Source organism: Desulfatiglans parachlorophenolica, assembly GCF_055394735.1.
On the sequence record NZ_AP042460.1, the window covers coordinates 733,588 to 757,921 of the forward strand.

Below are 24,334 nucleotides of genomic sequence, written 5' to 3' on the forward strand. Positions count from 1 at the left end.
TGGGAAATCGCATTTCCGGATGGACACTCCTTATGATCGAATCGATGAATATCGCCTGGTGGGTGCAGCGGTGGAGCGAACTGCATCCCCGGAAGACGGCCGTCTTCTTTGAGGGGGCGTCGGTCAGCTATGCAGATCTTCATGAAAGGGTGAGCCAGTGCGGGTGCTGGTTGCAATCGGTGGGGATCGAGAAGGGCGACCGCGTTGCGGTGATGCTGCACAACGGTCTCGAGTTCCTGGAACTCTATCTGGCATGTGCCCGCCTGGGGGCCATCTTCGTTCCGCTCAATTTCAGGCTGACGGTCCATGAGCTGCGCTACCTGCTCGCCAATGCCAGGCCCCGCCTGTTTGTCTTCGGCAAACGGTCAGCGGCGAGAATCGGCATCGAGGACCTTGCCCGGGCACGCCCCCCGATGCTGCTCGCCTGCGTGTCGAGGGAGGCGCCGCCAGCCGGCTGTCTCGATTATCTGAAGGAGCGGGGCGAGTTCAAAGGCTGTCGCCCTTTCCTGACCCGGTCGCTCGCCCCGGCCGACCCGGAGGAGCCGCAGGTGATCATGTACACATCCGGTACGACGGGCCGGCCGAAAGGTGCTGTGCTCTCCTACCGCAAGACCTTTTTCAATTGCCTCAACGCGGACATCTTCTTCAAACTCCATTTCGACGACGTCATGCTCGTCATCCTGCCCATGTTCCATTCTGGGGGGCTCTTCATCCAGGCCTCGCCGATCCTCTACAAGGGGGCGAGCATGGTGATCCATCCGCGTTTCGATCCCCTTAAGACCTATGTGGATATCGCCTTCCACCGCGTGACGAAATTTCTCGGGGTCCCGACGGTGTATCGCGCCCTCCTGAAGGTCGGCCCCAGGACGGAGCACCGGTTGTCCTCTCTGCGGGTTTGTGCCGTCGGCGGCGAAAAGGTGACCCCGGAACTCCTGACGGCCTGCAAGGAGGCGGGATTCTGCGCGCGTCAGATCATGGGGCAGACCGAGACGTCGATCCTTTTGTGGGCCTCCGAGGAGGATTCCCTCCGGAAGCCGGGCACGGTCGGCCGTCCGGTCTTCCACGCAGAGGTGGCGCTGTTCGATCGCGAAGGGAGGGAGGTCGGCCCCGGTGAGATCGGGGAGATCGTCGTGCGGGGCTCCGTCATGATGAAGGAGTACTGGCAGGATCCGGTCCAGACCGAGTCGACCATCCGCAACGGGTGGCTTCACACGGGCGATCTGGCTTACCAGGACGCAGACGGCTATTTCTATCTGGTCGATCGTGCCAAGGACATGTTCATCTCCGGCGGCGAGAATGTCTATCCCGCCGAGATCGAACGGGAATTGAAGGCGCATCCCGGGATCGAGGATGCCGCCGTGCTCGGGGTTCCCGACGGCGAGTGGGGCGAAGCGGGCCATGCCTGCATTGTCGTGCGCCGGGGTGAAAGCCTGACGGAGGAGGAGGTTTTCGCGTACCTCGACGGCCGACTGGCCCGCTACAAGATCCCGAAGAGGGTTGCGTTTTTCGAGGATTTCCCCCGCACATCACTCGGGAAGGTCCGCAAGACCGTTCTGATGGAGCGTCTCCCGCGGGAAAGGCCCGCCTGAAAGGAGCTGAAGATGGAGGAAAAAGGAGCAGCAATGGATGAGGCCCGTTCACCTTACGCCGCCCTCGCGCGGATGGGTGTGGGTTTCGAGGCGGGGTCGGACCGGTTCTTTGCGGAGCGGCCGACGCTTCTCATGGTGCACGGCGCCGGCGGGCGAGGGGCGCACTGGCTCAATCAGACCGGCCCGCTCGGGCGGACCCTGAACGCGGTTGCGGTGGATCTTCCGGGGCACGGCGGCACCGCGGGGCCCTCGCATAACGATATCGGGGCGTATGCCGCATGGCTCGAGACGGTGGTCGGCCCCGTCTTCGATGCCGGAGTCGTTCTGATGGGGCATTCCATGGGAGGGGCCATCGCGCTCGAGGCGGCCCTGCGGGGAGTCATGAAGATAAACGGCCTGATCCTGGCCGGCACCGGGGCCCGGCTGCGCGTTGCCCCGGATTTTTTGAAGGGTTTGGAGGCCCGTTTCGAGGAGACGGTCGAGGCCATCGTGACCTATGCCTACGCGCCGGGAGCCCTCGACGCACTGCTCCGCGAAGGGGTGCGAATGATGAAGAATTCGGGGATGCCCGTCGTGTTGGGCGACTTCGCGGCCTGCGACCGGTTCGACTGCCGGGAGAGCTTGGGCCGCCTTGCATGCCCCGCGCTCGTCCTGTGCGGCGAGGCGGATCGCCTGACCCCTCTGAAGCTTTCCGAGGAACTGGGAAGGCTCTTGAAACAGGTCTCGGTCCGGGTCATCCCCGAGGCGGGGCACATGCTGATGGTCGAGGCGCCCGGGGCGTTCAATCGGGAGGTGGAGGAGTTCATCGAAGGGCTCTGAAGGCGGGGCCGCCCGGGCTTTCGTCTTTCTGCACGGAGGTCCCGGCCCGAAGGGTCGGCCCGACCCTCAGGAGGTTGGTCCCAGGGCCCGTTTCATCCGCTCCAGCACCGCGGCCTTGTCCATGTAGGATTCGATCCGCAGCCCCTCCAATTCCTTTCCATTCCGATCGATGAAGATGATGGTGGGGACCCCTTTCAGACCGTAGGTCCGCTGCAGTTCGTCCTGCCGGGGATGCCGTCTGGTCAGGTCGATTTTCAACGGGATGAACCGCTCCGCGAGCCGGACGATCTCCGGGTCCTTGAAGACCGCAGTGTCCATCTGACGGCAGGGCGTACACCAGTCGGCGTAGAAGTCGAGGATGGCCGGTTTGCCGGCGGACGCAGCCTCTTCGAGAAGGGCCGGTTCGTATGGGGCCCATGGGACGCCGGCGCGGATCTGAAAACCGCTGTAGAGATAGAACAGGGCGGCACCGATGCCGATGAGGCCGACGGCCTTTTTGGTAATGCCGAAGGCCCGGGCCCCTTTGCCGCTGCGGTCGATCCAGCCCAGGTGAAGCGCCGCCGCGAGCAGGAGAGCCGCGCCGATCACGGTCCTGCCTTGGCCGGCCGGTATCAGCGGGAGGACCATATAGGCGGCCATGCCGATCAAAACCCAGCCGAGCAGTTTGCGCACCCAGACCATCCAGTCCCCTGACAGGGGCAGCCGGTTCAGTCCGCCCGAAAAGATCCCGAGGACCGTCAGCGGCAGGCCCATTCCGATGCTGAGGGCGATGAAATAGAGGACCCCGAGGAGGGGGTCCCCCTTCTGCCCCACGACCGTCAGAAGCCCGAGGATGAAAGGCCCGAGGCAAGGCGCGGCCACGATGCCGAGCGTCAGCCCCATGAAGAGCGTGCCGAAATAGCCGCTGTAGTTTTTCGCGGCCAGGCGGGTGAGCTGCTGGGGCAGGCGCAGGTCCCAGAGGCCGAAGAAGCTCAGCGCGAGCAGGACCAGCACCAGTGCGATTCCACTGAGGACATAGGCGTTCTGGAGGATCGCGCCGAGGAGCCCCCCTGAGAGGCTGGCTGCGGCTCCGAGGGCGGCGTTGGTGACGGCGAGCCCGATGATATAGAAGGCGCCGTGCAGGAGCGGGTGCCCGCCCAGGGTGCCGCCTTTCCCTCCGAAGTAGGAGACCGTGATGGGGATCAGGGGGTAGATGCAGGGCGTCAGGTTGAGGGCGAGGCCGCCCAGAAAGATGCCGAGGATGGTCCACCAGAAGCCGCTCCACCGGTCCTCTCGGACCCCGGCGCCCGCGTCGCGCGCAGAGGGGGCCAACCCGACCCGCATCGGCTCGCCGCGGCCGGCCTCGGGCGGGAGGACTTCGATCTCGCAGGGGAAACGGATCTCCTCGGGCGGGCGGCAGGTCGCGGCCGAACAGGCCTGGTAGGAAAAGACGCCATCGATCCGGTGCCGGCCGGGTTTTGCCTCGCCCGGGACCTCGATGGTCGCTGCCACGGTGAAGGTGCCGTCGTAGACCTCGATCGGCTCGTCGAGATAGGGGAAGCGAACCTTTTTGGGCGGCGGAAACCGCACGCCGGAGATCCGGACGGCGTCTGACCCGGAAAAGGCCAGCCGGGTGGCGAGCATCCCCTCTGCCTCTTCAGACCCGTGAAGGAACCACGATTCGTCCACGGTGACGGTGAGGTGAAGCGGATAGGCGCCGCCTGCCGGGTAGGCCTCCCGGGAAGGGATCGTCTCGATGGCGGCCGTGGCCCCCCAGGAGGGAGGCGAGGCAGCTGCACAAGCGATGAAAAGGAGCGCCGGAAGAAGGAAGTGACCGAGGATGTCCTTCAGACGAGGGCGGGGTGTTCGAGGCGGTATGCGGTCGATCTTCATGGAGCGTTCCGGCAAGTTGCGGGTTGATGCCAACGTCCTTCGATCGGTATCCGGTATGCCGGGCGATCTGCGCTGTTCATCGGGGCTGCCGATAGTCTGGAGGGTTCTTCGCGCCGTCCAGCATACGCTGCAGCCGGTCGAGGTCTGCGCGCGTCCTGCGCAGGGTGTCTGCAAGGGCATCCTGCCGGTCGCTCGGGGCGTGCTCCAATTCCTTTTCCAGCTGTTCAACCTCGTTTTTCAAACGGTACAGGTCTTTCGCTATCAGTCGGATGGACATGGACGGACCTCTAGGGTTCAGTGAAGACCGGTTCCCCGGGGCCCTTCAGCACCTGGTGCTCGAGGGCCTCCGGGCCGAAGTCGAGTTTACTGAATATCTTCCACTCGATCGATCGGCAGCGGCCGAAATTTGAACGGATGGCGGAGCATCTGTCCGGATCGTCTGCGCCGTAGCGGGAGATGATGTATTCGAGCCTTTCCTCGAGGCTGACAACCCGGTCGTGGTTGACCCGCTTGTCGGCATAGTAGACCAGTTCCTTTTCGGAATACACACCGTTCAGATCGAAACTCCGCAACCTGACGTGTTCGGCCACAATGTCGGCGATCTCGTCGAAATGGTGGGTGAGGCAGATCCGCCGCCCCAGTTCGGAATGGTCCTCGCCCGACTGGATGGAGCGGGTCTTGGCGATATCGTGCATGAGGGCGCCCGCGGTGGTCTTGGCGACCGATACCGGAAACCCCCGGGCCCGCAGGTTTTTCGCCAGCAGGAGGGCGATTCTGGCGACCAGGAGGCTATGGGCCCGGATGTTGTCGAGCATACTGTACCGGTCCCAGGCTTCCAGGCATTTTTCATAGCTTGGAATCATGGTTTCCTCTTTTGAAAGCTCATGGTCGATGGAAGATCGCTTCTGCACATCCATATAAACGTACAGCTTTTTGTGGCGCTCTGCAAGCCGGTGTGTACCCGGAATCCCCAAAACCGTTCATCCGGCCTGGGCGGCTCCACGGCGGCCGAATGCGGCAGGGCGGACGGGAGATGGCTCGAGTGGCGCCGCGTCGGGTCGGGTATCATCCTCAACGGCATTGACATCGAAGGGTAAATTCGCTAGGTTCCATCGAGAAACCGGGATAGGACAGATCATTCTTATCGAATACGGCCCCTGGTGCCTGCGGGCGGACGGCCTGCTTTGCCGCAAAGCCGCGCATCGGCTGGATGGCTCTTTTTCTCGGGGTCCGTCTTCGCCCTTCACGTCCTCCAGGCGGAGTCGGGGGTGCAAGGAGAGAGCGATGAGCGATTTCTCCCAACACAGCGGGCAGATTACCACCTTCCACATCCTGCAGATAGACCGGAACCACCTGAAGACTCAACTGCGGCTTCACTCGCGCTGGAAGAAGACCGTCCTCATCATCCCTTGTCTCGCCTCCGAATTTACGGACCCCGACAACTTGCCGGTATTCAGAAATATCTTGAACCAGCTTCGAAGTGTGGTCTACCTCTCGACCATCATCTTTGGACTCGACCGCGCCGACGAGGAGGAGGCCTTTCAGCTGCGCCGGCTCATCCAGGAGGCAGGCATCCGCAACGCCCTGATCCAGTGGAACGACGGCCCAGGTTTCATCAGGATATACGCGCGTCTGAACGAGGCCGGCTTCGATATCAGCGAACCCGGAAAGGGCAAGAACATGTTCCTGAGCTTCGGGATCGCTCTGGCCCTGGGAGCGCACTCTATCGGGCTGATCGATGCCGACATCCGGACCTTCCGGCGGATTCAGCTCGACCGTCTGCTCTACCCGGTGGTTGCCCTCAACTACGATTTTTCGAAGGCCTACTATGCCAGATTGATGAACAAGCAGATCTACGGTCGGGTCAAGCGGCTGCTCCTCGACCCGTTGCTCCTGGCGCTCAAACGCAAGTTCACGGAAAGCCGGGAAGAAAAGATGCTCCGGCTGATCGATTTCCTTCTGGCTTTCAAGTACCAGCTTTCAGGCGAGGTGGCCTTTCACGCCGATCTGCTCAAACGGATGCGCTTTGCCACCAACTGGGGGGTCGAGATCTTCACGCTGATCGAGGTGTATCGCAAGGCCTCTTCGGCGGCCCAGGTCATGTTCAGCGACCGGCCTTTCGATCACAAGCACCAGGAGAGTTCGAACACCGATCCCGGAAAGGGGCTGAACCGGATGGCCATCGATATCGTGGCGACCCTCATGAACGCGCTGGTCATCGAAGAGGGTCTGGAGATCTCGGATACCTTCTTCCGGGACTTGGCCGTGACCTACCAGGCCGTAGCCGAAGAGCATGTCAAGAAGTATTCGGACGATGCCGGGTTCAGCAATCTGAAGTACGACCGCGATGCGGAAGAGGAACTCATCAAGGACGTCTTTCGGCATAGCATCGTCCGTGCGGGCGAGATGCTGACGGCTCCCTACCGGATGACCGAACGTTTTCTGCGTTTTCTGCACACCCATGACGAATTTGCCCCGTTCCTGCAGCAGGGTCTGGCGGATGCCGTCCTCGCCGTGGAGCGGCGGACGGAAAAGGGCGGTTTCGACATGCCGCAGACGGTCTCGTGGGAGCGGGTCCACAACAAACTGCCCGACATCTTCTATCAGATCATCGAGGTGGTGGAGCAGGAAAAACAGCGGTTTGCAGACTGAGGCGCTGCGGTGGATGCACCATGGATCCTTCGGGTGGAATGAAAGGCCATTATATCGTTTTTACTGATCTGGACGGAACCCTCCTGGATCACGACACCTACGCGTGGGAAGCGGCCCGGCCCGCCCTTCGGCTTTGCCGGCATCAGGGGGTGCCGGTCGTTCTCGTCTCGAGCAAGACCCGGGCTGAGATGCAGCCGCTGCGCCAGGCGCTGGGCCTATCGGATCCGTTCGTCGTGGAGAACGGCGGCGCGGTCTTTTTCGACGGCGGTGATCCTCCGCCTGAGGATGCCCTGGCCGAGGACGGCCTTTGGGTCTGGCGCCTGGGCGAGCCATACTCCCGGCTGGTGCAGGCGCTCGAGGAGATTCGCAAAGAAACCGGATTGCCCCTCAGGGGTTTTTCCGATATGAGCGCCGCGGAGATTGCGGAGTTGACGGGCCTGGGTCTCGATGGCGCGCGCCTCGCCGCCCGGCGCGAGTATGATGAGCCGTTCGTGTTTCCGACCGCAGACGGAGCCGGAAGCCGGGTGCTCGACGAGGCTGCCCGTGCCCGCGGACTGCAGATCCTGTCGGGCGGGCGGTTTTATCATCTCCAGGGCTCGAACGACAAGGGAAGAGCGGTGAGGATGCTGATGGCCCACTACCGGCGGCGCAGCGGTCCTGTCCTGTCCATTGCCTTGGGAGACAGCCCGAACGATTTTTCCATGCTCGAAAAGGTCGATTATCCCGTCCTGATCCGATCGGCGCGGGATTACAGCTATTTGAAGAAACATATTCCCAATCTGACCATCAGCGGCCGGAAGGGTCCTGAGGGCTGGAACGAGACGGTCTCGGCGATTTTGGGAGAGACGAAGGAGGGAGAAACACATGACGGAAGGCTTTGAAAGGGAGGTCAATCCGCAGAGCATCGAAAAGGCCGAGATGGTGGTCTGCATCCCGTCCTACAAAGAGGCGGACTCCATAGCGTATCCGATCACACAGGCGGACCAGGGCCTCAAGAAATATTTCGGCGACAAGAGTGCGGTCATCATCAACTGCGACAACGATTCGCCTGACGAGACCAGGTCGGTCTTCCTGGGTACGCCGACCGAAACGCCCAAGATCTACCTGTCGACGCCGCCGGGGGTCATGGGCAAGGGCAACAACTTCAGGAATCTGTTCGAAAAGGTGGTGGCGCTCGAGGCGAAGGCCGTGGTGGTGGTGGACGCCGATCTGAAGAGCATCACCCCGGAGTGGATCAGGCACCTCGGCGAGCCGCTTTACAACGGATTCTCTTATGTGGCGCCGCTCTACATCCGGCACAAGTACGACGGGACTATCACGAACGGCATCGCCTATCCCCTGACCCGCTCTCTCTATGGACGGCGGGTGCGCCAGCCGATCGGGGGTGATTTCGGGTTCAGCGGCGAACTGGCCAAGGCCTATGCGGACTGCAGCATTTGGGACGAGGCCGTGGCGCACTTCGGGATCGATATCTGGATGACCACGGTAGCCATCATGCAAAAGGTTCAGATCTGCCAGTCCTTCATGGGCCGGCCCAAGATCCACCGCACCAAGGACCCGGGGGCGCACCTCGGACCGATGTTCCGCCAGGTCGTCGGGACCGTCTTTTCGCTGATGGGACACTTCGAGAATCTTTGGCTCAAGGTGAAATACAGCCGGCCGACCGCCATCTACGGCTTCGGCCTCGGTGAAACGGAGATGCCGCCCAAGGTGTCGGTCGACAGCGCGAATCTCTTTCGGCAGTTCCGGAAGGGTTTCGACGATTTCGACGGTTTGTGGAAAACGCTCCTGACCCCTGATGTGTACAAAAAGCTCCTGGAGATCAAGGAGATGAAGGAGAATGTCTTCGATGTGCCGACGGATCTCTGGGCGCGCATCCTTTTCGATACGGCCGTGGCCTACCGGGACGCGGTCCAAGACCGCGACGAGATGATGGAATCGCTGATTCCGCTCTACTACGGGCGGACGCTTTCGTTCGTGAAAAAGACCCGCAGCATGAACATCAAACAGGCCGAAGAGGCCATCGAAGAAGACTGCCTGACCTTCGAGATGACGAAGCCCTACCTTGTAAAACGCTGGCAGCAGAAGCACTCCTGATACGGCCCGGCCGTATCGGCCGCGCTTACCGGACGAGGATGAGGCGCACATCCATCACGTTGGTGCGTGTCGGACCCGTCATGAGCAGGTCCCCCGTCTTCTGGAAGTACGGGTAGGCGTCGTTTTCCCTCAGCGCCCGGACCGCGTCGAGGCCGGCCGTGCGGCCCCGCGAAACGGTCAGGGGGTCGACGACGGCCCCGGCGGCATCCGTCGGACCGTCGTTCCCGTCCGTCCCGCCGCTCAGGATGACCACGCGCGGGGGCTCGCCCTCGAGGTCGAGCGCCGCCGCCAGACTGAACTCTTGGTTTCTGCCTCCGAGTCCATTGCCCCGGATCGTGACGGTGGTTTCCCCGCCGGAGACGACGCAGAGCGGCGGGCGGGCCGGATGCCCCGACCTGAGACATTCCTTGGCGATGGCCGCATGCATCCGCGCGATATCGCGCGTTTCCCCCTCCACCATGGATGACAGGATCAGCGTTCCGTAACCGAGCGCCTTCGCCTCCTTTTCAGCCGCCTCGAGCGCCAGAATATTGCTTCCCACGATGACGTGACGGACCCTTTCGAAAACCGGGTCGCCTGGCTTGGGCGTTTCAGAGATACGTCCCTCCGCCCCGGCCTGGAGGTGACGGCGAATGGAATCGGGGATGTCTTCCAAGGCGTATTTTTCAAGGATCGCAGCCACCTCGCCGAAGGTTGACGGATCCGGGGTAAAGGGGCCGGATGCGATGACGTCGATCCGGTCGCCCACGACGTCCGAGAGCATCAGGTTCAGGGTGGCGGCCGGATAGGCGGCGCGGGCCATCTGCCCGCCCTTCAGCACCGAAATGTGCTTCCGGACGGCGTTGATCTCGTCGATGCTTGCGCCGCAGGCGAGCAGACCGCGCGTGATTCGCTGTTTCTCCTCGATCCGGATCCCTTCGGCGGGCTGCGGGAGGAGCGCCGAGCCTCCCCCCGAAATCAGGGAAACGACGAGATCGTCTTCCCCGGCCTCATGCAGCAGATCCAGAATGGCCCTCGCCCCTTCGACGCCGTTCCGATCGGGGACGGGGTGATCCGCCTCGATGATGCGGGTGGCGCGCAGGGCCTCCGCGAAGCCGTATTTGACCACGATGGTTCCCCGGGTGATGCGGTCGCCGAAGAGATCCTCCATCGCCTTGGCCATGGGGGCGGTCGCCTTGCCGCCGCCGACGAGGAAGATCCGTCGGAAACGCCCGAGGTCCAGGGTGAAGGGGGTTCCCGCGGCGGATCGCACGCTGAGCCGCCCCTGGTCGAGGGTGCAGTGGCTTCGGACGGCGGCATAGGGGTCAACGGCCTCGACGGCGGCCTCGAAGATGCGGCGGACGTCGGCCCTCATGACGTCAAGCGTGTTTTCGGGCATTTTTCTTTCCTTCCGGGATAGGTGTACCGAGGTTTGTCGGCCTTTTGTGCGGGCGGTCATTCGATGGATCTATCTTGTTTCCTCAGGACACAAGTTTAAAGGACGATCGCCCGCTTTGCAACTCCGTTGCAGTTGACGTGGGTCTATCGCGATGCTTAGAATAAGATCATACAACAGACGAGGTGAGGATGATGAAAAGATGGATCGGCACGATCGTTGCCCTGGTTGCGGCGGTTTGGTTTCACGGTGCGGCCGCGGCTGAACCGCTCCTCTCGGAGGGTTGGGAGGCCGGCATCGAATCTGGGAAATGGCTCCGAACGAGTATGGAAGGCGTGGGGCTTTGCCTCCCGGGTTACGAAAGCGACGGCGCCCTGGCGGTTGGGGTGGGCGGCGAGGGCCTCGAGGGGGTGCTCACATCGATGACTTTCGAGACGGCAGGCGGTTTGTCGGCGGCCTTTCGGCTCAAGGCTTCGCAGGATCTACCCGACGGGGTCCAGCTGGCCGCGGGGTTCACCGGTGCCGATCGACTGGAGGAGGCCGGCGGGAGCGAATCTCTTCCATCCTTTCTGGCTTCGGTGACCCTGACCTCCCCGCCGTCCCAAGGCATTCTTTACGCTACGGTACATGGCGTCTTCTGGGAGACTTGTCCCGACGACGCATGGCACCTCTTTCAGATCACCCTGAGGCCTGACGGCGGCGTCCTTTTTTATCGGGACGGTGTCTTGAAGTTCATGACGGTTTCAGAGATCGATCCTGCTGCGTACCCGTCGACGCGGTTTCAGATCTGCGGCAAGGGCCCCGGGGAGGTCCCACCGCTTCTGTGCATGGACGATTTGACGGTATCCGTTTACGGTGCTGAATGCGGCGCAGACTTCAACGAGGACGGCATCGTCGATGTCCTGGATCTTCAGGAGCGTGCGGACCGGGAAGTGCAGCTCTTCGCGGAGTGGTATACGCGCGAGTGGCAGCGGCTTTCGGATCGAGCGGATTTCAACGTCGATGGGCTGATCGACCGGCGGGATGCGATGGACAAGGTCCTGGACGCGACGATTGTCTTCATGGAATGGGTAGAAGGGTGTTGGTCCCCGTCGGTCTCTGCTCCCGAGCAGGATTCGTTGGAAGAAGTGCTCCGGATTGCCGAACGCTTTCGACGGGTCATGGCGGAGAACCAGCGGCGCAACCTCGCCATCGGGTGGTAGCGCTTTTTTCCGCGCCGGCTCCTCGGAGACGGCCCCTTCCTGGACGGAGTGCACGGCGGAAGGCCGCCGGAAAGGTCTTTTGAGCCCATGAAATACGACGTGATCATCGCAGGAGGGGGGCCGGCGGGGATTTTTGCGGCGCTGACGCTGGCCCGGTCGGGCGTCGAAAAGGTCTTGCTGCTTGAACAGGGTAAGGACCTTTCCGAGCGCCGGCGGGACGACGCGCGGGACCGCATCTGCGGCTGGGGCGGTGCGGGCGCTTACAGCGACGGAAAACTGACCCTCTCGACGGATGTCGGCGGGGTCCTCGGCGATTTTGTCGAGGAAGGAGAACTGCGCCGGCTACTCGAGGCTGCCGACGGACTTTATGCCGCTCACGGGGCGCCTCAGCGCATCTTCGGGGAGTGGACCCCTCAGATGGAGGCGCTTCAGGAACGCGCGCGCCTGGCGGATCTCGATCTGATCCCGACCCGGATCCGCCACATGGGAACCGAGAACTGCGTCCGGATCCTAGACGCCTTCCGGCGCGATCTGGAAGGGCGTGTAGAGACCTGGACCGGTACCCGCGTCGCGGATCTGGTTTGTGAGGGTGGGCGTGTAACGGGGGTGAAACTGGCCGACGGCCGCTTTATCGAGGGGCGGTTCGTGATCGCCGCTCCGGGGCGCTCCGGCGCCGGATGGATGAAGGGGCAGATAGACAGGCTGGGGATCAGGACGAGTTCGGCGCCCGTCGATATCGGGGTTAGGGTGGAACTCCCTGCGGCGGTCCTGAAGGAGGTGACGGACATCGCCTATGAGGCGAAGCTGATCTACTATTCCCGGACCTTTGACGAGAAGGTGCGGACCTTCTGCATGAACCCCTATGGGGAGGTTGTGACCGAGCGCTATGAGGGGATCACCACGGTCAACGGCCATAGCCACGCCGAAAAAAAAAGCGGGAACACCAACTTTGCAATACTCGTGAGCAGCCGTTTTACGGAGCCGTTCAACGATCCGATCGCCTACGGGCTATACATCGCGAGGCTTGCCAATCTGCTGGGCGGCGGACCCATCGTCCAGCGGCTGGGGGACTTTTCCGCGGGGAGGCGCACGACGGCCTCGCGGTTGGAGCGGTGCCTGACGCGTCCGACGCTTGCGAAGGCGACTCCCGGGGACCTGAGCTTCGTCTTCCCCTACCGCCATATGCTGAGCATTATCGAGATGCTCCAGGCCCTGGATCGTCTGGCCCCCGGCGTTTATTCACGACACACCCTGCTTTACGGGGTCGAGGTCAAATTCTATTCCAACCGGATCGCGCTTTCCCCCGAACTGGAAACCGGCGTGGAGAACCTCTTTGCCGTCGGAGACGGCGCCGGAATCACCCGGGGGCTCCTTCAGGCCTCTGCAAGCGGCATCCTCGCCGCCGAATCCATCGTGTGTCGGGGTCGGACCAAGCTATCTGTTTGAAATTGTGTCGTTATGCCTCTAAAAGATGCTGTTTTTCAAGCTTAGAACCAGCTTTTCACCGCCAAAATAAACATTATAAGGAAACCGGCATGCTCTGAGTTCACAGCTATCTCGTCTCCATCCGGAAATGCGTTATCCATCACAACCCGGTTTGCAATCCGGAAATGAGGATTTCTTTTCACACGCTTCGCGTGCTCAGTCCCGCCGCTTCACGGCGGATCCCGGTCTGTCAATATCAAGGGAATCAAGCGCTTGCGCGTAGGTGACCTGTAGGCTGCCGCACAGACAAACATCCAAATCGATGCCGAGATTGGCCAAAAAGATCCTTCCCGGATGGAAGCCAGCCAGGATCCTTCTGCAGTCCCTCTTGCACCAAGACGGCCTTTGACGTCTCCAACCATAGGAAGCTTTCCGGCAGCGGCATTTTCGGCCTATTTTTCCTGCCGGACGCGGCCGCCTTCCGGAAATGGCTTTCCGTGCCGCTGCCGCTGGCTGCCTGAGCTTGCGCCCTGCCGGCCGAAAGGTTCGGTTGACCGTGCGACACTCTTGGATGGTTCGGGTGGAGCCGAACCCTTCAGCTTGAGAGCGCGGCGAGGCACGCCTTGATGAATGGTGGCAGGTCCCCGGGCTGGCGGCTGCTGATCAGATTCCCATCGATCACGACCTCCTGATCGATGAACTCGGCGCCAGCGTTCTTGATGTCCTGGATGATGGATTTCCACCCGGTCAACTTCCGGCCGCGGATGACATCGGCTGTGATGAGGATCTGGGGGGCGTGGCAGATGGAGAAGACCGGTTTTCCGCTTTGGACGAAATCCCGCACGAAACCCACCGCGTGCTCATCCACGCGCAGCTTATCCGGGGAGTAGCCGCCCGGTATCAGCAGGGCGTCGAAGTCCGACACCGAGACATCCGTGACCGCCTTATCGACCGTGGCGGGGGTCCCTGCCTTTTTTCCTTTTACCGTCTGCCCCTCCTTCAACCCCACGCAAACGACCGCATGGCCCGCTTCCTGAAATGCCTTGACGGGTTCCGTGTATTCGGAATCCTCGAACAGGTCGGTGATGATCACTGCCACTCGACTCATAGCGCCGTCCCTCCTTTAGTCTTGCCGATCGCAGGTTTCCGGGCACAGATCAACCACAACCGGCGCCCCGGAAACGGCCCCTGCAGACATTCTGCAGGAGCATTCCGCGCAAAGAACGCCCGGGGCTCGCAAACAGCGGCTACCGCAAAGAAAAGGCTGGTTGTGAACTGCCTCCTTTTTTCAGATCCAATATTGGACAACATACTATATCGCCCTTCCCGTTGTGAACCTCTTTTGCAGTCCGCGACCATCGCCGATTAGGGGTGCGCAATCGCGGATCATGAGTCTGTCCTCGGCAATGATGCATTCGAAGCAGGGGATAAGGACTCTGGTGTTGTAAACCGTTTTTCAGACATTGGTTCCCTTCGCCCACGGGACAAAAACAGGTTGATTCTGTCCCGCCATCTTGCTACCAAGTATAAAGTAGTTTCCATCCGGAAATGGTCTTTTTGGCCAATCTCGGCGTCAATCTGCATTTCCGGATTGGAAACTGAGTTCTACCGGGAAATCATTTCCGACTTCCTTTTCGACCGGATCTTAACGATTGCCGGTGTAGAGGGGTGGCGCCCGCGCTGTAAAGGCCCATTAGCAGACCTAGGGAGAAAGGTCTTGCCCGGTCCGTTGAGTTGAGGGGCCAGCTTCTTTCTGCGACCGGGCCCTACTGACGGTGTAAAGGTTTGTAGGCAGGCGGCCGGAAAAGCCTTTGCCCGAGTAAACGATGAAAATGGGGGCAGGGATATGGCGGAGAGGATGGATCCATCCACACGCGCTGAGGCGGATCGGAATGGCCTCTGGACGCTCGTTCGCCTCGAAGAGTTCAGACGGCCGGCAAGGCCGGCCGCCGAGGCGGTGCGCAAAGGTCTGCTCGGGCTTTGGGACCGACTGCGGGGGTCTTCCAATGGCGCCGAGGAGGCGGTGGCTGAAAAAGATCTCTGCACTCTCCCGGATGGTCTCATGAAGGATGTCATGCCGGGGGGCGATCGCACTGAGGTTGCGGCCGCCCTGAAGCGCATTCACGGGACGGTGTCCAATGGCGGGGCCGCGGCGGTGAACGGCTTTGCGGTACTGCGGACGTCTGGCGACGGTATCGCCTCGGCGATTCGTGCCATGGCGGAGGAAGAGGGATGGGCGGTGCCGCCGCCATTGAAGGGTGAGGAGATCTTGGCCGGTGGGGAGGCATTCCTCGAAAGCCTGCTCCGCACCGCTGATGTGCCTCTGGCCATCCCCGAGCTCGAGTCCTTCTATATACGCCACTATATGGGTTTCGGTTTTCTTCGTCGCCTTTTCGAAATCCTTGTGGCGACGGGGCGGCCTTGCATTGTGGGTTGCGACAGCTGGGCATGGGCCTTTTTGAGCCGTTCGTTGGGTATCGACCGGGTCCTGAAGCCGGTCTACACACTCGACGCGTTCGATGGGGAGCGGTTGCAGAGGTGGTTCGGGGAGGCTGCGGCGGGTGCTTTCCAAAGAGGTTTTTCCTTCAGGCAGGCTGACAGCGGGAGATATGTATTGAGGCCCCCTCCCGAGAACGGCCCAGAGAGTGCGCGCGGGGATTCCGAACAAGGGGCTGAACAGCGGGGGGCGCCTGTGGAAGTGACGGATTTTCTGCGGCATGTTGCCTCGTACAGCCGCGGATTGCCTGGTGTTGCGCTGGCGATTTGGCGGTTCAGCCTGCGGTTTGCTTACGAAGCCGAGGTGGAGGAAAAGGCGCAAAAGGCGGCCGCTGTCGACAGGGGCGCCACTATCTGGGTCAAGCCATGGTCCCGCGTCACGTTGCCTTCCTTGCCTGCCGGACGTCAGGTTCCGCTCCACCTGATTCTCCACGCCCTCTTGCTGCACGGCAGGCTCGACGGGCGGATGCTGCAGAGGATCCTGCCGCTCTCCGGCACGGATATCATGGCAGGGCTTGCGACACTGGTCGGCTGCGGGGTGGTGGAAGCCGGTCCGGACGGTTCATGGCAGGTGGGTGCGCTTGGATATCCTGCGGTGGATGATGCCTTGAGAGGCGAGGGATACCTCGCCGGAGCGTTTTAGGAGAACAGAATGTCCCCCAATCCAGAGATCGCCGATGTCTTTCGTGAATTGAGTCATGTCAAGCTCCTGCCGATTGTCCTGATCGCCGTTGCGGCATGGGCCGCGATCAAGATCGCCGACCGTCTATTCCCATGGATTGCAGAACGGCTCCCGGCCAGGTTCCGGTTGCAGGTGCTGCCGGTGGTCACGATTGTCCGTTTGATGATATTCGCGCTTGCGGTGGTTCTGATCGTTCCCTTGATCATTGAACCCTCGTTCCAAAACCTGGTTGCCATCCTCGCGGCGACAGGCCTTGCCATCGGTTTCGCCTTCAAGGATTACATGAGCGGCATTATCGGCGGCTTGCTGGTTGTTTACGAACGGCCGTATCGTGTAGGTGATTGGGTCGAGATCGATGGTGATTACGGGGAGGTGAAATCGGTGAGCGCCAGGTCGGTGCGGCTCCTGACCCCCGATGATACGGTCGTCCATATCCCGCACACCAGGATGTGGCAAAGCGCTATCCGCAACCACAATGACGGGAAGCGGGACCTGCAATGTACGGCGGATTTTTATCTGGACAGCGATCACGACGGGTCGTTGATGCGCCAGAGGCTCCATGACGTAGCCCTCACAAGCCCGTATGCGAATCTGGATCATCCGATCATCGTGGTGACTTCGGAGAATTTATGGGGAACGCGCCATCGGATCAGGGCCTATCCGATCGACGCACGGGAGCAGTTCCTGTTTATCAGCGATTTGACTGTAAGGGGGAGGAGAAGCATCTCTGAGGCTGGGGGGCGGCCGATCCGGGTGCCTTTACGTCCGGGTACGGAGGAAGCTTTATGGGGCGGATCAGGAGCCGGCCGCTAGAGGTTGATGTTGCTTTCAGCCGGTTCCCCGAACCCCTCCCTCAGTTTGCGGATCCGCGTGTGCAGAGGGGCAAGGTCCGCCCGGATGGCGCCTTCGGGACAGCATCTCACGCAGTTGAAGCAGAAGATGCACTCCGTGCCTATTTCCGGGTAAGGTGTGAGGCGGATCGCCTGGACGGGGCACTGGTCCGCACAGAGGCTGCAGAGGGTGCAACGTTCCTGATCGAGGATCTTCGCAGGGAAATGGGCCTTCGCACGCGTAAATCCTTCGGGATCAGGTTCCGGGGGTGTCTGCGGATCAGGGGCGAGAGAGCCTGCGGTGATCGTTGCTGGTTCGGACGTCCTCATTTTCGCGTCGACGGAGGTGACCAGCTTTTCGGCAAGGAGGGCGTCCTCCCGGTCAGGGCGGCCTTTCCCCAAGGGTTCGTCGAGTGTCCACATGAGGGAGTGTTCCGCCAGGAACTTACCTGCCCCAAGCACGGGATAACCTTTTTCCTGAAGCGCACGGGCCATGTCGTAGAGGGCGCGTCCGCTGTTGACGCCGCCCCAGGTGACGAAGGGGACGGAAAATCCGCTGCGCGACAGGGGCAGCCCGGAAAGGAAAGCCGTCACGGGCGGTGCTGCGTAAGAGGCGTACACGGGTGAGCCGACATAGATGCAGATGTTGTCCTTGGCCGCGCCCATCTGGGACATGACGAAGGGAATGTCGTCGTCCCGTCCGAGGTCGATCATGACGGCCGGCGTCCCAGCGGCCCGGAGGGCGCATTCGATCGCGCGGGCCATGCGGCGTGTGGTGCCGGCGGGTGAGAAATAGACGATCAGTGCTTTGCGGATGGCCATCGGCATAACCGCCCTCCATTGCTCGGCGCCTGCGCCGGAGAAGGTTGCTCACAGCGTTGTCCGGCCGGGAAATAACGCAGCATCGTGCGTTGGCACACGGAGTATGAAATCTCCTGTTGCTCTGGGTGACCCTGCGCGGGATCATCCGGGAAAGGCATCGCAGCGCGCACGCGCCCTGCATCAGGTGAGGAGCAATCCTTTTGCAGGCCGCGCGGGCACATCTTTCAACTGCTTTGGGACAGATCCCGTTTCATGTTTCATTGGGGTAAAAGCGGCCGCTTAGGGGGATGCCGCACGATAAGGATGCCCCCGGCACCCGCAGATGGACCGGCTCCGGAGACGGTGCGAGAAGCCCTTTCCCAAGGGGAAACTAGCGCAACGCCTTGGATAAAGTCAAAAGAAATGGTTGGGGAGGCATTGAAAATCAGATCCGCGTAGGCGGCCGCATGGGATGTTGAATGGGAATGTATCTGAAACAGTGGGAAAAATACAGTAAGGAGGGAAAGGTTTCAGGAGATGCGAGTGTGGAACAATCGGAAGAAGGCTTGGATGGCGATCGTTCTCTTGCTGCCCCTGATGGCTGGAGCGGGGCATGCCTGCGCTATGGAACTGTGTGCCGGCGATGTGGCGTTCGATCCGCCTTTTAGAAAGGGGCAGGTCGCGCTGCAGCTTGCATCCGGTCTTCTTTTCTCACCGACCATGCTGGCGAAGCGGTCGTCGGTGATGGATTATTGGCAGACCAATCTGCGCTTATCGAAGATGCTGACCGAACCCGGGCCTGAGAGGTGGCTCCTGCGGGGGAATCTGGAGGGGATCGTCGAACTCACCTACTCACACATCTACAAGGGGGCAGGCAGCGCCATGGGCGGCTTTACCGGGCTCCTGCGCTATAACTTCGTTCAGCCCGATGCGCGCTACGTTCCCTATTTCCAGGCTGGTGTGGGGGTGGTGCTGAACGACGCTTACCATGACGGGAACCAGTTCGATATCGGGCAGGCGGTCGAGTTCACCCCACAGGCCAGTGCGGGGCTGCATTTTATGCTGAGCCGGAATTGGGCCCTGGACGGCGAAGTTATGTTTCATCATGTTTCGAATGCCGGCCTGGCCTTGCGGAACAGGGGACTCAATGCCTTCGGGGGGCTGGTGGGGACGACGTACTATTTCTGCGGCACGGGTGAGGCAGGCCGTTGAGCGGCGGGAGAAGGCCTGTCCGTTGCGGGTTTGTTTGCATTACAAGGTGTCGATCGGTTATGATGAGCAGCGGCGCGCCCTGTAGCACGCCCCAGACCTTCCCCCGTTTGGGAGGGGAGCTTTGACCGTAGAAATGCCGTTTGGAGGGAGAAAGCCATGGACCGAAAACCAGAGAGGAAGTTTTATCTGAGGGAGTTCAAGGCCATCAGCCATGCCATCTCGATTTATGAAGATCTGGCGCTGCTGATGAACCATCTGAGCGAAGGGACCAGCCGGACCTTCGGAGCGCGAGGCTGCAGCATCTTCCTGGTGGACGACCGGGAGAATCAGCTGGTTCACGTCAGCACTTACGGGATCAGCGACGAGTACCTGAACAAGGGGCCCCTCGTGCTGAACAAGGAATCCTGTGTGACATGCACCGGGGAGCCGGTCCTGATCCGGGATATGCAGAAGGACCTCAGGGTTCAGTATCCCGAGGCCGCCGCCAAGGAGGGCATCGTCAGCATGCTCTCCGTGCCGATCAAGTATCACGGGGCTGTTATCGGAGTTATCCGCGTTTATCACGCTGAACCGTGGGAGTATCACGAGGCCGATATCGAGACCCTGTGCGTTCTGGCTGAGCAGTTGGGTGTGGTCATCGAAAACAATGGGCTGAGGAACTTCCTCGAAAGGGTGAAAATGGCCCTGGAAAGCCTGCCTTTAAGGGCCTTGGAAGGGCTCTAGCCATGGCGGGAAAGGTCTTCAGGGATACCACCCCGATTTTTGTGATCGACCACGGCGACATCATCGAAGTGGGCGGAAAGCAATATCTTGTGACTGGCCATGAGAGGGAACGCCGCTTCGGGATGGATGACCCTAAATTCTGGGTCAAGCGCGTGGTAGATGCCGAGACGGGGGAGAAGAAGATCATCAAGCTTTCCTTTCTGGAGACCTTTGTGGCTTCCTATGGGGAAGTGAAAGTCAACTGCTTCAGGAACCCCGCCAAGGAGGCCCAGATCCTCGATCTCGTTAGAGATCACCCCTATTTTATGCACGGGATTTCGAGCCTGGACGAGAAGGGAAACGTGCTGCGGATCCTGGATATCGTCAACGGGACCAATTTTCTGCTTTATCTGGATGAATTCACCATGCCGTATCGGGAGTACATGGAAAGATATCTCCCGACGATCCTCAAGCATGTCGTCAAGGCGTTCGAGGCCATCCGGTTCCTGCATATCAACGGGTTCAGGCATGGAGATATCCGCAATGACCATATCATCGTAGAGAAGGAAACCGGGAGATACGTCTGGATCGATTTCGATTACGATTTCGAAGCGACGGAGAATCCTTTCGCACTGGATCTTTTCGGCTTGGGAAGTATCCTGATGAACGCGATTGGGAAGGGTCTTCACGACATGCATCTGATCATGCAGCAAAAGTCTTCATATGGAGACGTGGCCGAGCGTCTCGAACCAGGCGATTTTTCGATCATCCACAAAAGACGGCTGGTGAATCTCAAAAAACTCTACCCGGAGATCCCCAAGCCGCTGAATGATATTCTGATGCATTTTTCAAAATCTGCCAATGTCTATTACGAATTTACCGAAGAGATTATAGAAGATCTCAACCGCTGTCTTTATTCGGTATTCGAGTGAGAGGAGGTATCCTTTGACAACGACTGTACTTGTTCCTCTCAGTGATTCTGTGAGTTCCCGGGCGGTTGTCGACTACCTGGCGAATCTCCCTTTCTGTCCGGAAGACTGGAATGTCGTTCTGATGCATCTTTTCCGCAAGCCCTCGGCCAGTGAAGAATTGATGGGAAAGAAGTTCACCGAAGAGATGTCGGCGCGCTACCAGGACGTGCTCGAGAAGGCCCGGGATCGCTTGATCGAAAGCGGGTTCACCCCGGATCATATCCGGATCGAGATGGTCAGCGAACCCTATCCGACGATTTCCGACGGGATCATCGATCAGTTCCGGAAAGCGAAGTATGACATGGTCGTCATCGGACGCAAGCGTATGACCAAGGCCGAGGAGTTCGTCATGGGCGATGTCAGCGTCAAACTTCTGCGGGCCCTCGAGGGAACCGCCATCCTGGTCGTCAAATCTAAATAGTAGGGGTCGGACCAAACTAAGTATTTGCAATTAAACAACTATATTCATTAAATATCGCTTTTTTCAGCCTTAGGATGGGCATTTATATGCCCAAAACACTATTCTAAACACCCCAAACGGCCAGTTTCCATCCGGAAATGGTCTTTTTGGCCAATCTCGGCGTCAATCTGCACGTTTGTTTGTGCGGCGACCCACAGGTCGCCTCCGCACAACCGCTTGATTTCCTTGATATTGGCCAAACCGGGACCCGCCACGAAGCGGTGGGACTGAGCACCCGAAGGGTGTGAAGAAAAATCCTCATTTCCGGATTGGAAACTTTGCCGCGCCGGATGTTCTTTTTCGGATGGACACCAGTTTATGCAAATGAGCATCTGCCGACAGCGTGGCTTGTTTCGTGGATTCCCGAGCAAGCTTGCTGGATTTCCATTGCGCTAAAGCAGATTTTGATGGCTTGAATGAATGCCGATTTTGCGGGATCTTAGGTTTTTCTATCTTTTCGAGTCGTTTTCCAGCGGCAATATTCGATTTCTTAGAGCAGGTTTTTTCTGGTGGAAATGACGCTTTTAAGGTAAGGAAATGGTCCGGTTTACGATTTTATTTCCATTTATCGAGATAGTTACCTTGGTCCGACCCCACAAAAAGCTTGACAATAGAAGGCAGCGTATTCTAGAAAGCTAGCGGAAGATGTAATTTTAGCTGCTTTCCGATTATATCCTTTTATAAAAGAGTCCCTGGTTTCAAACCAGCCTCCTATTTCTTCTGCAAGAGGGAGGGCATCTCTGGTGTCCGGACGAGAATCCTCCCGATATGCGAATAGCTATAAGGTTTACGGCACGGTCGGAAGTCTGCGGTTACGTCTGCCTTCTTATACATCAGACGAACTATACACGTTAAGGTTCTACTGTTTTCTAACCTTCAGGTCCTTCTCATTTCCATCTTGAAAAGCACAGGATATCTTTACTGGTGTCCTTTGTCCCAATAAAGCGTATTACTATTTTTCTCAATATGAGTTCCTTTGAAACCTTCGTCGGTTGTCGCCGCCGTGTAGGTTTTTCCGGATGCGAAGATCTGCGTTGCGCATTGCTTGGTGTTCATTATGAAGCTTGAAACACTTGTCCCATATATTCCAATCGGATAGGCAGGTTTCGCCGAGATCCGAATTGGTGCTGTTTACAGCGAAGGGACCTGCCGATTATTTTGCGGGCGAAAATAGAGATTTCCCAAATGGGGCTTTTGCGGTCGGAAATCGCGTATCAGGATTGGAAGGTCCATCGAATCGAATGGCTGGTTTTCGGGTTGGTGAGTTTTTTTGTTTATGGTAAGTAGCGGCGAGCAGGCTTTATGGAAAAAAATAGATTCAATGTTGTCAGGAAAGCTTCAGGGTTTAGTAGCCTATTCAATTTAATCGCTTCTTTGGCTCTCGTGGTCATCATGCTGCTGACCTGCCTCGACATCTCTATGAGATACCTCTTCAGCCGTCCAATCTCTGGGACTTATGAAATCGTGAGCATTTTGGGGGCTGTTGTGGCTGCGTTTGCAATGCCCTATACGATGCTGGAGCAGGGACATGTGGCGGTGGATATCCTGGTCAAGAGTCTCTCGGTGGGCAAACAGCTCGTCATCGAAACCGTGACACACCTTCTAGGTATTCTCTTTTTTCTTTTGCTGGTGTGGCAGTCTGTCGAGTTGGGTCTTGATATGAAGGCGGCGGGGGAGATCACGCCAATCCTGCACATACCGTTTTATCCTCTTATTTACTTGATTGGACTTTGCTTTTTCGGCCTGTGTCTTGCCATTCTGCATAACCTTATAGACCTCTGGAAAAAGGCGAAAAGATGAATCCAGTGCATGTCGGGCTCCTTGGCGTCTTACTACTCGTCATTCTCCTGTTTTCACGCCTCCCGGTCGCTTTCTGTATGGCCCTTGTGGGGTTGCTGGGTTTCGGGTACCTGGTAAGTCCCACCGCGGCCCTGAACATCACTGTGAAAGATTTTTATACGGTATATAGTTCATATGATTTGACGGTTGTGCCGCTGTTCGTATTCATGGGGCAAATCCTTTTCTGCTCCGGCATCAGCCGCAAACTCTACGATGCCGCTTATAGATGGGTCGGTCATTACAAGGGCGGCCTGGCTATGGCGACCATAGGAGCCTGCGCAGGCTTTTCCGCCATCTGCGGCTCTACGAACGCGACGGCGGCGACCATGGCATCCGTCGCTCTTCCGGAGATGAAACGTCTGAAATACCGTGATGAACTGGCTACGGGGGTCGTGGCCTCCGGCGGGAGCCTCGGAATTCTGATTCCACCCAGTGTAATCTTCATTGTCTACGGGATCCAGACTGAACAATCGATCGGAAAACTCTTCATGGCGGGGATCCTTCCCGGGATACTGCTTTCCATCCTCTTTATCCTGACCATCTATATCTGGGTTTCGCTGAGGCCGGAGATCGCACCGCTGGTCGAAAAGCAGAGTCTGAAAACAAGGATCAAGTCCTTGACCGGCCTGGTCGAGGTCATCATCTTGTTTGTGCTGGTCATGAGCGGGCTCTTCCTGGGTATATTCACGCCGACGGAAGCGGGCGCGGTAGGGGCCTTCGGCGGACTTGTCATTCCCCTTATCAGAAAACAACTCTCGCTGGAGGGTTTTCGGGATGCCCTTTACTCTTCGACCCGCACCACTTGCATGATCTTCATGATCGTTGCGGGGGCTACTGTATTCGGCCACTTTCTGGCGGTGACGACGATCCCGAGTACGCTGTCGGGCTGGGTTGTGGAACTTCCGCTGCCTCCATGGGCGATTATGATAGTCGTTATGTTTTTTTTCCTGATCGGCGGATGTTTTATGGATGCCCTAGGAATGATTCTTTTGACCATCCCCATCTTTTATCCGGTTGCGGTCGCCCTCGGCTACGATCCGATCTGGTTCGGCGTGGTGATTGTGCTCGTAACGGAGTTGGGTGTCATTACACCGCCTGTGGGCATCAATGTTTATGTCGTGAGCGGGATTGCCAGGGGGGTGCCGTTGGAGGTCATATTCAAGGGCACGTTTCCGTTCGTCCTGACCTTGATCACTTATATCGTCATTATGATTTTTTTCCCTCAAATCGCTCTGTTCTTGCCAAGCTTACTGGCCTATTGATTTTTTAAACCGAATAGGGCCGTTTTGAATTCAATGGCCTTTAAGGCA

The 24,334-nt window shown here is 59.3% G+C and carries 24 protein-coding genes; 17 read left to right on the forward strand and 7 right to left on the reverse strand.

Annotated features, from left to right (window positions below):
- Nucleotides 1–32: 32 nt before the first annotated feature.
- Complete coding sequence (locus tag ACZ500_RS03430; RefSeq protein WP_464231137.1) at nucleotides 33–1,589, forward strand: class I adenylate-forming enzyme family protein; 1,557 nt, start codon at nucleotides 33–35, stop codon at nucleotides 1,587–1,589.
- A 12-nt stretch (nucleotides 1,590–1,601) separates the two neighbouring features.
- Nucleotides 1,602–2,408 (forward strand): alpha/beta fold hydrolase, encoded by an 807-nt coding sequence (locus tag ACZ500_RS03435; RefSeq protein ID WP_464231138.1) that lies wholly within the window; start codon nucleotides 1,602–1,604, stop codon nucleotides 2,406–2,408.
- A gap of 66 nt (nucleotides 2,409–2,474) precedes the next feature.
- On the opposite strand, the gene ACZ500_RS03440 is transcribed toward ACZ500_RS03435, so the two are convergent.
- The 3 genes from ACZ500_RS03440 to ACZ500_RS03450 form a co-directional block, all read right to left on the reverse strand.
- On the reverse strand, nucleotides 2,475–4,280 hold the full coding sequence (locus ACZ500_RS03440) for a protein-disulfide reductase DsbD family protein (protein ID WP_464231139.1): 1,806 nt from the start codon (nucleotides 4,278–4,280) through the stop codon (nucleotides 2,475–2,477).
- 76 nt (nucleotides 4,281–4,356) lie between these two features.
- Nucleotides 4,357–4,557, reverse strand: a complete 201-nt coding sequence (locus tag ACZ500_RS03445; RefSeq protein WP_464231140.1) for a hypothetical protein — start codon at nucleotides 4,555–4,557, stop codon at nucleotides 4,357–4,359.
- A 10-nt stretch (nucleotides 4,558–4,567) separates the two neighbouring features.
- Nucleotides 4,568–5,143: an HD domain-containing protein gene (locus ACZ500_RS03450; protein ID WP_464231141.1), complete on the reverse strand. Its 576-nt coding sequence runs from the start codon at nucleotides 5,141–5,143 to the stop codon at nucleotides 4,568–4,570.
- Between the two features lie 21 nt (nucleotides 5,144–5,164).
- On the opposite strand from ACZ500_RS03450, the gene ACZ500_RS03455 reads away from it, so the two are divergent.
- From ACZ500_RS03455 to ACZ500_RS03470, 4 genes are all read left to right on the forward strand, one after another.
- Nucleotides 5,165–5,377 carry a hypothetical protein gene (locus ACZ500_RS03455; protein ID WP_464231142.1) on the forward strand — a complete coding sequence of 71 codons (213 nt, stop codon included), beginning with the start codon at nucleotides 5,165–5,167 and terminating at the stop codon, nucleotides 5,375–5,377.
- A gap of 187 nt (nucleotides 5,378–5,564) precedes the next feature.
- Entirely contained in the window at nucleotides 5,565–6,932 is a 1,368-nt protein-coding gene (locus ACZ500_RS03460; protein ID WP_464231143.1) for a glycosyltransferase family protein, read from the forward strand.
- A 38-nt stretch (nucleotides 6,933–6,970) separates the two neighbouring features.
- Nucleotides 6,971–7,813, forward strand: coding sequence for an HAD-IIB family hydrolase (locus tag ACZ500_RS03465; protein ID WP_464231144.1), 843 nt, complete (start codon nucleotides 6,971–6,973; stop codon nucleotides 7,811–7,813).
- A complete protein-coding gene (locus ACZ500_RS03470) occupies nucleotides 7,797–9,029 on the forward strand; it encodes a glycosyltransferase family protein (protein WP_464231145.1) in 1,233 nt (410 codons plus the stop codon). The genes ACZ500_RS03465 and ACZ500_RS03470 overlap by 17 nt, the downstream gene beginning before the upstream one ends.
- Nucleotides 9,030–9,054: 25 nt before the next feature.
- On the opposite strand, the gene ACZ500_RS03475 is transcribed toward ACZ500_RS03470, so the two are convergent.
- Nucleotides 9,055–10,407, reverse strand: a complete 1,353-nt coding sequence (locus ACZ500_RS03475) for a glycerate kinase type-2 family protein (protein WP_464231146.1) — start codon at nucleotides 10,405–10,407, stop codon at nucleotides 9,055–9,057.
- Nucleotides 10,408–10,595: 188 nt separating this feature from the next.
- Between ACZ500_RS03475 and ACZ500_RS03480 the strand changes: the two genes are divergently transcribed.
- Together ACZ500_RS03480 and ACZ500_RS03485 are read left to right on the forward strand one after the other, a co-directional pair.
- Entirely contained in the window at nucleotides 10,596–11,606 is a 1,011-nt protein-coding gene (locus ACZ500_RS03480) for a hypothetical protein (RefSeq protein WP_464231147.1), read from the forward strand.
- Between the two features lie 87 nt (nucleotides 11,607–11,693).
- A complete protein-coding gene (locus ACZ500_RS03485) occupies nucleotides 11,694–13,052 on the forward strand; it encodes an NAD(P)/FAD-dependent oxidoreductase (RefSeq protein WP_464231148.1) in 1,359 nt (452 codons plus the stop codon).
- A gap of 195 nt (nucleotides 13,053–13,247) precedes the next feature.
- Here the strand turns inward: ACZ500_RS03485 and ACZ500_RS03490 are convergent, their stop codons facing one another.
- Both ACZ500_RS03490 and ACZ500_RS03495 read right to left on the reverse strand, forming a co-directional pair.
- The gene (locus tag ACZ500_RS03490) at nucleotides 13,248–13,370 is read right to left on the reverse strand and encodes a hypothetical protein (protein ID WP_464231149.1); all 123 of its coding nucleotides are present in this window, start codon (nucleotides 13,368–13,370) and stop codon (nucleotides 13,248–13,250) included.
- 256 nt (nucleotides 13,371–13,626) lie between these two features.
- Nucleotides 13,627–14,139 carry a type 1 glutamine amidotransferase domain-containing protein gene (locus ACZ500_RS03495; protein WP_464231150.1) on the reverse strand — a complete coding sequence of 171 codons (513 nt, stop codon included), beginning with the start codon at nucleotides 14,137–14,139 and terminating at the stop codon, nucleotides 13,627–13,629.
- A gap of 738 nt (nucleotides 14,140–14,877) precedes the next feature.
- Between ACZ500_RS03495 and ACZ500_RS03500 the strand changes: the two genes are divergently transcribed.
- On the forward strand, nucleotides 14,878–16,170 hold the full coding sequence (locus ACZ500_RS03500) for a hypothetical protein (protein WP_464231151.1): 1,293 nt from the start codon (nucleotides 14,878–14,880) through the stop codon (nucleotides 16,168–16,170).
- Between the two features lie 9 nt (nucleotides 16,171–16,179).
- Entirely contained in the window at nucleotides 16,180–17,022 is an 843-nt protein-coding gene (locus ACZ500_RS03505) for a mechanosensitive ion channel family protein (protein ID WP_464231152.1), read from the forward strand.
- On the opposite strand, the gene ACZ500_RS03510 is transcribed toward ACZ500_RS03505, so the two are convergent.
- Nucleotides 17,019–17,867, reverse strand: coding sequence for a 4Fe-4S binding protein (locus ACZ500_RS03510; RefSeq protein ID WP_464231153.1), 849 nt, complete (start codon nucleotides 17,865–17,867; stop codon nucleotides 17,019–17,021). The two genes, ACZ500_RS03505 and ACZ500_RS03510, sit on opposite strands and share 4 nt — an antisense overlap.
- Nucleotides 17,868–18,410: 543 nt before the next feature.
- On the opposite strand from ACZ500_RS03510, the gene ACZ500_RS03515 reads away from it, so the two are divergent.
- From ACZ500_RS03515 to ACZ500_RS03545, 7 genes are all read left to right on the forward strand, one after another.
- Entirely contained in the window at nucleotides 18,411–19,052 is a 642-nt protein-coding gene (locus ACZ500_RS03515) for an acyloxyacyl hydrolase (RefSeq protein WP_464231154.1), read from the forward strand.
- 156 nt (nucleotides 19,053–19,208) lie between these two features.
- On the forward strand, nucleotides 19,209–19,775 hold the full coding sequence (locus tag ACZ500_RS03520) for a GAF domain-containing protein (protein WP_464231155.1): 567 nt from the start codon (nucleotides 19,209–19,211) through the stop codon (nucleotides 19,773–19,775).
- A gap of 2 nt (nucleotides 19,776–19,777) precedes the next feature.
- Nucleotides 19,778–20,686 (forward strand): serine/threonine-protein kinase, encoded by a 909-nt coding sequence (locus ACZ500_RS03525; RefSeq protein WP_464231156.1) that lies wholly within the window; start codon nucleotides 19,778–19,780, stop codon nucleotides 20,684–20,686.
- 13 nt (nucleotides 20,687–20,699) lie between these two features.
- Nucleotides 20,700–21,146, forward strand: a complete 447-nt coding sequence (locus ACZ500_RS03530) for a universal stress protein (RefSeq protein WP_464231157.1) — start codon at nucleotides 20,700–20,702, stop codon at nucleotides 21,144–21,146.
- Nucleotides 21,147–21,283: 137 nt separating this feature from the next.
- Entirely contained in the window at nucleotides 21,284–21,433 is a 150-nt protein-coding gene (locus tag ACZ500_RS03535; RefSeq protein ID WP_464231158.1) for a hypothetical protein, read from the forward strand.
- Nucleotides 21,434–22,487: 1,054 nt separating this feature from the next.
- Nucleotides 22,488–22,985, forward strand: coding sequence for a TRAP transporter small permease (locus ACZ500_RS03540; RefSeq protein ID WP_464231159.1), 498 nt, complete (start codon nucleotides 22,488–22,490; stop codon nucleotides 22,983–22,985).
- Nucleotides 22,982–24,286, forward strand: coding sequence for a TRAP transporter large permease (locus ACZ500_RS03545; RefSeq protein ID WP_464231160.1), 1,305 nt, complete (start codon nucleotides 22,982–22,984; stop codon nucleotides 24,284–24,286). Before ACZ500_RS03540 ends, ACZ500_RS03545 begins: the two co-directional genes overlap by 4 nt.
- The last annotated feature ends 48 nt before the right edge of the window (nucleotides 24,287–24,334 follow it).

Bases quoted from the DNA above. Each gene is read 5' to 3' on its own strand.
- ACZ500_RS03430 (WP_464231137.1), top strand. From the start codon at position 33: ATGATCGAATCGATGAATATCGCCTGGTGGGTGCAGCGGTGGAGCGAA.
- ACZ500_RS03435 (WP_464231138.1), top strand. From the start codon at position 1,602: ATGGAGGAAAAAGGAGCAGCAATGGATGAGGCCCGTTCACCTTACGCC.
- ACZ500_RS03440 (WP_464231139.1), bottom strand. From the start codon at position 4,280: ATGAAGATCGACCGCATACCGCCTCGAACACCCCGCCCTCGTCTGAAG.
- ACZ500_RS03445 (WP_464231140.1), bottom strand. From the start codon at position 4,557: ATGTCCATCCGACTGATAGCGAAAGACCTGTACCGTTTGAAAAACGAG.
- ACZ500_RS03450 (WP_464231141.1), bottom strand. From the start codon at position 5,143: ATGATTCCAAGCTATGAAAAATGCCTGGAAGCCTGGGACCGGTACAGT.
- ACZ500_RS03455 (WP_464231142.1), top strand. From the start codon at position 5,165: ATGGTCGATGGAAGATCGCTTCTGCACATCCATATAAACGTACAGCTT.
- ACZ500_RS03460 (WP_464231143.1), top strand. From the start codon at position 5,565: ATGAGCGATTTCTCCCAACACAGCGGGCAGATTACCACCTTCCACATC.
- ACZ500_RS03465 (WP_464231144.1), top strand. From the start codon at position 6,971: ATGAAAGGCCATTATATCGTTTTTACTGATCTGGACGGAACCCTCCTG.
- ACZ500_RS03470 (WP_464231145.1), top strand. From the start codon at position 7,797: ATGACGGAAGGCTTTGAAAGGGAGGTCAATCCGCAGAGCATCGAAAAG.
- ACZ500_RS03475 (WP_464231146.1), bottom strand. From the start codon at position 10,407: ATGCCCGAAAACACGCTTGACGTCATGAGGGCCGACGTCCGCCGCATC.
- ACZ500_RS03480 (WP_464231147.1), top strand. From the start codon at position 10,596: ATGATGAAAAGATGGATCGGCACGATCGTTGCCCTGGTTGCGGCGGTT.
- ACZ500_RS03485 (WP_464231148.1), top strand. From the start codon at position 11,694: ATGAAATACGACGTGATCATCGCAGGAGGGGGGCCGGCGGGGATTTTT.
- ACZ500_RS03495 (WP_464231150.1), bottom strand. From the start codon at position 14,139: ATGAGTCGAGTGGCAGTGATCATCACCGACCTGTTCGAGGATTCCGAA.
- ACZ500_RS03500 (WP_464231151.1), top strand. From the start codon at position 14,878: ATGGCGGAGAGGATGGATCCATCCACACGCGCTGAGGCGGATCGGAAT.
- ACZ500_RS03505 (WP_464231152.1), top strand. From the start codon at position 16,180: ATGTCCCCCAATCCAGAGATCGCCGATGTCTTTCGTGAATTGAGTCAT.
- ACZ500_RS03510 (WP_464231153.1), bottom strand. From the start codon at position 17,867: ATGCCGATGGCCATCCGCAAAGCACTGATCGTCTATTTCTCACCCGCC.
- ACZ500_RS03515 (WP_464231154.1), top strand. From the start codon at position 18,411: ATGGCGATCGTTCTCTTGCTGCCCCTGATGGCTGGAGCGGGGCATGCC.
- ACZ500_RS03520 (WP_464231155.1), top strand. From the start codon at position 19,209: ATGGACCGAAAACCAGAGAGGAAGTTTTATCTGAGGGAGTTCAAGGCC.
- ACZ500_RS03525 (WP_464231156.1), top strand. From the start codon at position 19,778: ATGGCGGGAAAGGTCTTCAGGGATACCACCCCGATTTTTGTGATCGAC.
- ACZ500_RS03535 (WP_464231158.1), top strand. From the start codon at position 21,284: ATGGTCTTTTTGGCCAATCTCGGCGTCAATCTGCACGTTTGTTTGTGC.
- ACZ500_RS03540 (WP_464231159.1), top strand. From the start codon at position 22,488: ATGGAAAAAAATAGATTCAATGTTGTCAGGAAAGCTTCAGGGTTTAGT.
- ACZ500_RS03545 (WP_464231160.1), top strand. From the start codon at position 22,982: ATGAATCCAGTGCATGTCGGGCTCCTTGGCGTCTTACTACTCGTCATT.